Annotated in this window: 7 protein-coding genes; 4 read left to right on the top strand and 3 right to left on the bottom strand. The window is 73.2% G+C overall.

The annotated features are described in order from the left end of the window. Positions 1-653 (bottom strand): lysophospholipid acyltransferase family protein (locus ABD067_RS06210; RefSeq protein WP_343894325.1); only part of this gene is annotated, 653 nt, incomplete at its 3' end. A 611-nt stretch (positions 654-1,264) separates the two neighbouring features. Here ABD067_RS06210 and ABD067_RS06205 point away from each other — a divergent pair. Next, positions 1,265-2,629, top strand: coding sequence for a DUF4214 domain-containing protein (locus ABD067_RS06205; RefSeq protein WP_343894324.1), 1,365 nt, complete (start codon positions 1,265-1,267; stop codon positions 2,627-2,629). Positions 2,630-2,747: 118 nt separating this feature from the next. Here ABD067_RS06205 and ABD067_RS06200 read toward each other — a convergent pair whose 3' ends face one another. Further along, positions 2,748-3,740, bottom strand: coding sequence for a glycosyltransferase family 4 protein (locus ABD067_RS06200; RefSeq protein WP_456305238.1), 993 nt, complete (start codon positions 3,738-3,740; stop codon positions 2,748-2,750). 130 nt (positions 3,741-3,870) lie between these two features. Further along, entirely contained in the window at positions 3,871-4,683 is an 813-nt protein-coding gene (locus ABD067_RS06195; RefSeq protein ID WP_343894323.1) for a UDP-2,3-diacylglucosamine diphosphatase, read from the bottom strand. Positions 4,684-4,929: 246 nt separating this feature from the next. On the opposite strand from ABD067_RS06195, the gene ABD067_RS06190 reads away from it, so the two are divergent. From ABD067_RS06190 to pstS, 3 genes are all read left to right on the top strand, one after another. Next, complete coding sequence (locus tag ABD067_RS06190) at positions 4,930-5,826, top strand: diacylglycerol/lipid kinase family protein (protein ID WP_343894322.1); 897 nt, start codon at positions 4,930-4,932, stop codon at positions 5,824-5,826. A 191-nt stretch (positions 5,827-6,017) separates the two neighbouring features. Further along, positions 6,018-6,260 carry a hypothetical protein gene (locus tag ABD067_RS06185; protein WP_343894321.1) on the top strand — a complete coding sequence of 81 codons (243 nt, stop codon included), beginning with the start codon at positions 6,018-6,020 and terminating at the stop codon, positions 6,258-6,260. A 373-nt stretch (positions 6,261-6,633) separates the two neighbouring features. Continuing rightward, complete coding sequence (gene pstS / locus ABD067_RS06180) at positions 6,634-7,692, top strand: phosphate ABC transporter substrate-binding protein PstS (protein ID WP_343894320.1); 1,059 nt, start codon at positions 6,634-6,636, stop codon at positions 7,690-7,692. The last annotated feature ends 238 nt before the right edge of the window (positions 7,693-7,930 follow it).

Below are 7,930 nucleotides of genomic sequence, written 5' to 3'. Positions count from 1 at the left end.
AAGGCGGCCGCGACCAGCGCCGCCGCCTCGCCGCCCCGCGCCACGGCGACCGGCGCGCCGCAGACGAGCACGCCGCGGCCGAAGGGCAAGGGCAGGCGCATGCGGTCCCAGCTCCCGAGGACGCGCTGGCGGGTGCTGCGCGCGGCGCAGGGCAGCACGGGCAATCCGGACAGGGCCGCGAGTTGGGCGACGCCGGGCGCCGCCACGCGCCGCGGGCCGCGCGGGCCGTCGGGGGTGATGACCACCATGTCGTCCGCGGCCAGCACCCGCAGCATGGCCCGCAGGCCGGCGGGCCCGCCGCGCGAGGAGGAGGCGTGGACCAGCTCCAGCCGGAAGCGGCGCACCACGGCGCCGACGAAGCGGCCGTCGCGGTGCCGGGACACCAGGACGTGGCCGCGCATGGGCGCCATCTCCGGCAGGCGCCGGCGCGCGGACAGCCAGAGCATCGGCATCATGGGTAGGTTTTCGTGCCAGAAAGCGGCGATGGCGGCCCGCGCCCGGCCGCCACCCTCCGGCCGCAGCAAGGCGGCGCGGATGTGCTCCTCGCCGACCAGGGTCCAGCGCGTGGTGCGGTAAACGGCGGAGAGGTAGAGGCCGAGCAGCCGAGCCAGCGCCGCCTGTGCGGCCGGGTGGCGGATCAGCCGCCGGAGCATGGGGGTGGGGGCATGGCGGGGACGGAGGCCCTACCACGGCGCGGGCCGGGGCGGGAGGGGCGGCCCGGGCGTCCGCCCCGCCTCCTTGCTGTCTCACGGTCTTGCCGCCTCGCTGTGCTTGCCGCACGGCTCATGGCTCCAGCGCTTTCTCCAATCGGGGGACGGGAGCGGCCTCCAACCGGAACCGGCCGCGCCCCGCGCGCATGCCGCCGGCCCTTTGGACGCTTGCCCTCGGCCGGTCTCCGGCTCGCGCAAGCGGCGTCCGGCGCCGTCCCGGCCAAGCCATGCGGGTGGCGGCGCGCGGGCGGTGCCGAGCGCTTCGGAGGTCTTGGTCGCCGTCGCCGCCTGTCACCCCGCCCCTGTCGGTGTGCGCCAGCGGCGGGTCGGCGAAATCGGCGCCCTGCTGCTTCATCACCGCCCGCGAGGCCTGGGCCGGCGCCGCAAAGCGGGCAGTTTGCATCCGTGATGGCCCCGCCTTTCGCGCGCGGGGTCGAGCGTTCCGGGCATGCCCCGCGCGCGTGGCGGAACGTGTGCTCGGCCCTGAACAAAAGGGGGGACTCGACACCAGATCTTCTTTAAAGGCCGCTGGGCCACGGGACGGGGAGGCACGGTTGGCGCAGTTGGTGTTGTACACGCCGGAGGACATCGCGGCGGGGACGGAGTCCTTCGAAGGGTTCGTGACGGAAGCGAGCGCCAGCCGCATCGCCGTCAGCGACGGCGAAACGACCACCTTCTACGACGGCGCCTTCACCTACACGAGGCAAGGCTCCATTCAGGGCGGCACCCTGGCGTCAATCACCAACCTCACCGGCAACGCCCCGGACCTCGCGATCACGGGGCTGTCGGTGGACGCCGCCGTGGCGTTCGACCTCATCGGGCGCGGCGACCTGCAAGCCTTCTACGGCATCGCGTTCAGGGGCGACGACGTGATGGTCGGCTCCGCCGGGAACGACGTGCTGCTTGGGTACGCCGGGAACGACCTGGCCTTCGGCGGCGCCGGGAACGACAGGCTGGAAGGCGGCCCCGGCAACGACCGGCTGGTGGGCGGCCCCGGCAACGACACCATGTCCGGCGGCGACGGCGTCGACACGGCCGCGACCGCCGCGCTGCGGCGCCAGGTGGCGGTGTCCGACCCCACGGTGGCCGGCGCGTTGACCGGCCCGGAAGGCGTGGACGCCCTCCTGTCCATCGAGGCCGTGCGCTCCTTGGACGGGACGCTGTATTTCGGCCCGGACGGCTTCGGCGCGGGCGTGTACCGGCTCTACCTCGCCACGCTCGGCCGCCCGGCGGACCCGATCGGCCTGGGCGAGTGGTCCGCGGCGCTGGAAGCGGGCGCGACCTCGACCAGGGCGGTGGCCGCCGGCTTCACCGCCTCCGCCGAATTCGCCCAACGCTACGGCGCGCCGGACAACGCGGGCTTCGTGACCCTGCTGTACCAGAACGTGCTAGGCCGGGCGCCGGACGCGACGGGGCTGGACTACTGGGTCGGCGGCCTCAACGGCGGCGCCTTGGCGCGGCCCGACGTGGTGCTGGGCTTTTCCGACTCCGCCGAGTTCAAGGCGGCGACCGCCCCCGCCCTCGCCGGCGGCGTTTGGGCGCCGGACCCGGACGCGGTCGCGGTGGCGCGTGTCTACCTGGCCACGCTCGACCGACCGCCCGATGCCGCCGGGCTGGCCTTCTGGACCAACGCGTTGGAATCGCGCGCCGTGACGACGCGGCAGTTGGAAACGGCGCTCGTCGGCTCGGCCGAGTTCGGGGCGAAGTACGGCGGCGCCACGACCAACGCGGCCTTCGTGGACCTCCTGTACCAGAACGTCCTGGACCGGGCCGCGGACCCGGAGGGCTTGGCCTTCTGGGCCGGCGGGCTGGACGCCGGCCGCGTCGGCCGGGCGGAGGTGGTGGACGCCTTCGCCTTTTCGGGCGAGGCGACCGCGAAGGTCCTCCCTTACGTGTCAGACGGCATCGCTTTCGTTTGACGACGCGTTAAGCCCTCGCCGGGGTAATAGACGGAGGCTCCGTTCAGGGAGTTTCGGTGGGGCAGGGGCGGCGCGGCGCGAAGGGCCGGCCGCCCTCGCTTCGCGCCGCCGCCTCCGCTCAACTCCGGACCGGCACTAGCTGCTGGCGGAAAGCTTCGGCGCAGGCCTCCCAGGAGTACCTCTCGGCGTGGGCGCGGCAGCGCGCGCGGTCGCACTCCAGCGCCGCCTTGGCGGCGCGGCCGAGATCCTCGTCCAGCACCCCGGCGCCGCTTCCGGCGATGACGTCGAGCGGCCCCGTCACCGGATAGGCCGCGACCGGCGTGCCGCAGGCCATCGCTTCCAGGATCACCAAACCGAAGGTGTCGGTGCGCGACGGGAACACGGACACGTCGGCGCCTGCGTAGGCCGCGGCGAGCGCTTCGCCCTGGCGCCAGCCGGCGAAGTGCGCCGACCGGAAGCGCGCTTGCAGCGCCCGCCGCTGCGGCCCGTCGCCCACCACCACTTTGGAGCCGGGCAGGTCGAGGCGGAGAAAGGTTTCGATGTTCTTCTCCACCGCCACCCGGCCGGCGTAGAGGAACACGGGGCGCGGCAGCCCCTCCCACGGGTCGCGCGGCTCCGGGCGGAACAGGTCGAGGTCCACGCCGCGGGTCCAGGCGCGGACCTTGGTGAAGCCGCGCAGCGCCAGCTCCTCGCGCAGGCTGGGCGTGGCGGCGAAGGTGCCGGCGCCGCTCTCGTGGAAGCGCCGGAGCACCGCCCAGGCGAAGCGCGGCGGGATGCCGGTGCGCGCGTGCAGGTACTCCGGGAACTTGGTGTGGAAGGAGGTGGTGAAGGGCCAGCCGCGCGCCAGGCAGATCGCGCGCATGGCCCAGCCGAGCGGGCCTTCGGTGGCGACGTGGACGGCGGTGGGCGCGAAGGCGTCGGCCATCCGCGCCAGCGCGGCGCGCGGGCGCACCGCCAGCCTGATCTCGGGGTAGCTCGGCGTCGGCACCGTGCGGAAGCGTTCGGGCCCCACCACCTCCACCGCGTCGCCGCGGCGGCGCAACAGGGCGGAAACGGTGGACAGGGTGCGGACCACACCGTTCACCTGCGGCGTCCAGGCGTCGCTCACCATCAGCAGGCGCAGGCCGCCGCCCGACTCCGCCATCGCCGGTCCGCTCGACGGCGCCGCCGCCGCGTCCAACGGCACGCGGGAGGCTCCCGTCAAGCCGCCGCCGCGTCCAACGGCACGCGGGAGGCTCCCGTCAAGCCGCCGCGGCGGCGCGGCGCGCGGGGGCGGCGGGCGCCTGCGGGAAGGACAGGGCGTTCTCCTTGGCCCAGTCCACGAGTTCGAGCCGCCCGTCCGCGTGCTCCACCAGCGCGGTGCAGCTTTCCACCCAGTCGCCGTCGTTCACGTAGAGCACGCCGCCCACCTCGCGCATCTCGGCGTGGTGGATGTGGCCGCACACCACGCCGTCTAGGCCGCGCCGCTTCGCCTCGTTGGCCAACGCCGTTTCGAAGCGGTCGATCGCCTTCACCGCGCTCTTCACCTGCTGCTTCAGCCACTGCGACAGCGACCAGTAGGGGTAGCCGAGGCGGCGCCGCGCCGCGTTGAACCAGCGGTTCAGCGTCAGCGCCCAGTCGTAGGCCCAGTCGCCCAGGAAGGCGAGGAACTTGGCGTAGCGGATCACGCCGTCGAACTCGTCGCCGTGGATGACGAGCAGGCGCCGCCCGTCGGCCGTCCGGTGGACGGCCTCGCGCTGGAGCTTCACGCCGGCGACTTCGAGCCCGAGCCAGGCGCGGAACATCTCGTCGTGGTTGCCGGGGATGTAGACCACCTCGGTGCCGCGCTTCGCCATGCCGAGGACGTGGCGCAGCACGTCGTCGAAGGATTCCGTCCAATGCCAGGATTTGCGGAGCCGCCACCCGTCCACGATGTCGCCCACCAGGTAGAGGCGGTCGCATTCGGTGCGCCGGAGGAAGTCCAGGAGGAAGTCGGCGCGGCACCCGCGGGTGCCGAGGTGGATGTCGGAAAGGAAGATGGTCCGGTACCGGCGCTTCACACCGATTGTCGTCATCGCGCGCTCTCGCCCTCGCTCGCCCCGGCTTCCGGGGCGTCCGGCTTCGGGACCGGCAAGGGCGGCGCCGCGGTCGGCTGCCGATTCGCCGGGGGTTTTCGGCGCCGCACTACTCTGGACAGGGCGTCTTGGGCGATGAATCTTCTATGACGCGCAAAAGGGTGATACCAGATCGCTCAATACGTCACTGCCGCGCAACGCGACCGTCACGCGCGCTTCACACGGGATGATGTACCGCCGCGCCCCATGCTGATCGTGTTCAACCCGGCCGCCGGCGGGCGCCGCCGGCGCCGCTTGGCGCGGGCCCTCGAAGCGCTCGGCCTGCAAGGGCTGCGGCCGGACGTGGCCGAGACCGCCCGCCCCGGGCACGCCACGGAACTGGCGCGCGACGCGGCGGGCCGCGGCGTGGGGATGGTGGTCGCCGCTGGCGGCGACGGAACCATCGCGGAAGTGGCGAGCGGATTGGCCGGTTCCGCGGCGCTGCTCGGCATCCTGCCCTTCGGCACGGCCAACGTGCTCGCCTGGGAGCTCGGCCTGCCGCCCGGCCCCGAGAACGCGGCGCGCGTGCTGACGGCGGGGCGCGCCGCCGTGCTGCGCCCGGGTTCGGCGCGCTTCGGCGACGGCTCCTCGCGGCTGTTCGTGCAGATGGTGGGCGCCGGCTTCGACGCCGCGGTGGTGGCGAACCTCGACCTTTCGCTGAAGCGCCGGGTCGGCAAGGCGGCCTACGTGGCGCAGGCCGCGAAGGAATTGGTCCGCTACCCCTTCCCGCGCTTCGCGGCCGCGCTGGACGACGCCGAGCCGGAGGCGGTGGTGAGCGCGATCGTCACCAAGGGCCGCCTCTACGCCGGGCGGCACCTGCTGGCGCCCGACGCGGCGCCCGGCGAGCCCGGCTTCCAGGTGGCGCTGTTCCGCGGCGGCGGCCCGGCGCGGGCGGCGCTCTACGGCGCGGCGTTGCCGCTGGACCTGCTGCCGCGCCTGCCGGGCGTGGAGATCCGGCGCGCGGCGCGGGTCCGGCTGGGCGCCTCGGCAGGCCCTGTCCCGGTGCAGGCGGACGGCGATCCGGCGGGCATGTTGCCGGTGGAAGTCGTGGACGCGCCGGGGCCGTTGTGGGTGATGCTGCCGACGGGGCCGGGCGGGGATTGAGGTCCGCTTCCGGGGCGAAGCGGCGGTCCGAAATAGCACCGGCGTTGCAGAAATCGGGCTCGTTTTGCTGAGATTCTGCTCAAAAAGCGATTATCCGACTATGACAATCAACTACTGTTTGAAAACTGCCAAGCGCGCATAGTAGGTTCCATGCGCTCCGCTCAGACCGGGGCGCATGGAGTTCCAAGCACATGCCCGACTTCGTCATTGTCGCTGCTACCGTTGCCATGCTGGCCGGCCCGGCTCTCTCTTCCGACGCTTCGGCAACCGCCTCTGCCCCGGCCTCGCTGAACACGCCGACCGTGGGCTTCCGCACCTACCCCGACGCGGTTTCCTGTGAGCGGGCGGCGGCGACCCTGGTCGCGCCTGCTGGTGCCCGCTTGGTCTGCCTGCCGGTCGAACCGACTTCTGGCGAGATGGCGAACGCCTACTGACGCGCACGCGGCCTGAGGACACCCCGCCGCGCCTTTAGGGCCAGCCCGGCGCGGCCCGTTGCGGGCGCCCGGCCTGCGTCGCGGGTCTCGCCAAGCGACGGCGGCGGGCGGCCGAGAAAGCGTAGTGCGCTCACTTGCGCCGGCCAGCCATCCAAATGTGATCGTGGCCGGAACGGGAGCTTGCTGGTGCCGCCTTGGCTGGACGCCCCGACCAACGCGTAGCGAAAGGCGAGACCTTCGAGGCAAAAAAGTAAACTTTTCGCGTGAAAAAAGCTGGAACCCGCGCCTCGACGGTGAGATATTTCGAACAGTTAACGTAGTGGCTTGTTCAGCCGGCTCGGCGGAGAAAGGCCACGCCACAGGAGAAGATCACTTGCACAGACGTTCCTTCCTTTGGGCCTTCGGCACGATCGCCGGCGCGCACCTCCTCGCTCGTCCGGCCTTCGCGCAGGAGGGCCAGGTCAAGGGAGCCGGCGCCGGCTTCTCCGTGCAAACCCTTGCCGCGTGGAGCGAGGCCGCAAAGGCGCCCACCGGCGCCCGGGTGAGCTACGACGCGGCGGGCACGAACGATGGCGTGGCCAAGGTAGTCAACGGCGAGGTGGACTTCTCTGCCACCGCCATGCCCATGTCGGCCGGCCGCCTCCGCAACCTCCGCCTCGTCCAGTTCCCGACCATGCTGGGCGCGGTGGTCTTCACCGCGAACCTGCCCGGGGTCGCGGTCGACCAACTGAAGCTGACGGGCGACGCCATCGCCGACCTCTACCTCGGCCGGATCAAGCGCTGGAACGACCCCAAGCTGGCGGAGCACAACCCCGGCCTGCGCCTGCCCGACCTCGCGGTCGCGCCCGTCTACCGGAGCGACATCTCCGGCACGACCCTGCTCGCCACCACCTTCCTGTCGCGCGCGTCCGAGACGTGGCGCGACGGCGGCCCGCGCGCGGGCAGCGTGGTGCTCTGGCCCGTGGGCAAGGGCGGGCACATGAACGAGGGCGTCGCCGAGGCGGTGCAGGCGACTCCGGGCGCCATCGGCTACGTCACCAACGCTTTCGCGGTGTCGAAGCGGCTCGCCGCCGCGCAGCTCCGCAACCGCTCCGGCGCCTTCGTGAAGCCGGAGGCGGCGAGCCTCCGCGCCGCCGCCTCCGTGGCGGACTGGGGTGCGCGGGGCTTCGCCGCGGACACGGTCGACCTCGACGGCCCGGCCGTGTGGCCGATCGCCGGGCCGGGCTTCGCCTTCGTGCCCGTGGAGCCGTTGGCGGAGCGGGTCGAGGGCGTACGCGGCGCGCTCAAGTTCTTCGACTGGTCCCTGAAGAACGGCGGCGAGATCGCGGCCCGCGGCGGCAACGCCCCGCTCCCGGACGCCGTGGCCAAGGCCGTCCGCGAGGCGTGGGGCTCCGTGCGGGGAGCGGACGGCGCGCCTCTCTGGAAGGGGTGAGCGGGGCGTCGCTGCGCGGCTCCATGCGCGGTCCACGCGCATGGGGCTTGGCCCGTCCCCGACGTGATCCGAGCCTCTTCGACAACACACCAATCTCTGCCGGGCACGCCGCGCCGCTGGCGACAGCGCCCGCGCCGCCCGGCGTACAGGAGAACCCGATGCTTCGTCGTTCCCTCCTCACCACCGCCCTGGCCGCCTGCGGCGCCGCCGGCGCACTGGGCTTCCGCGCCCGGGCCGC

It is taken from the genome of Craurococcus roseus, assembly GCF_039523795.1.
Lineage (GTDB): Bacteria > Pseudomonadota > Alphaproteobacteria > Acetobacterales > Acetobacteraceae > Craurococcus > Craurococcus roseus.
This window is presented reverse-complemented; position numbering and strand designations above follow the sequence as displayed.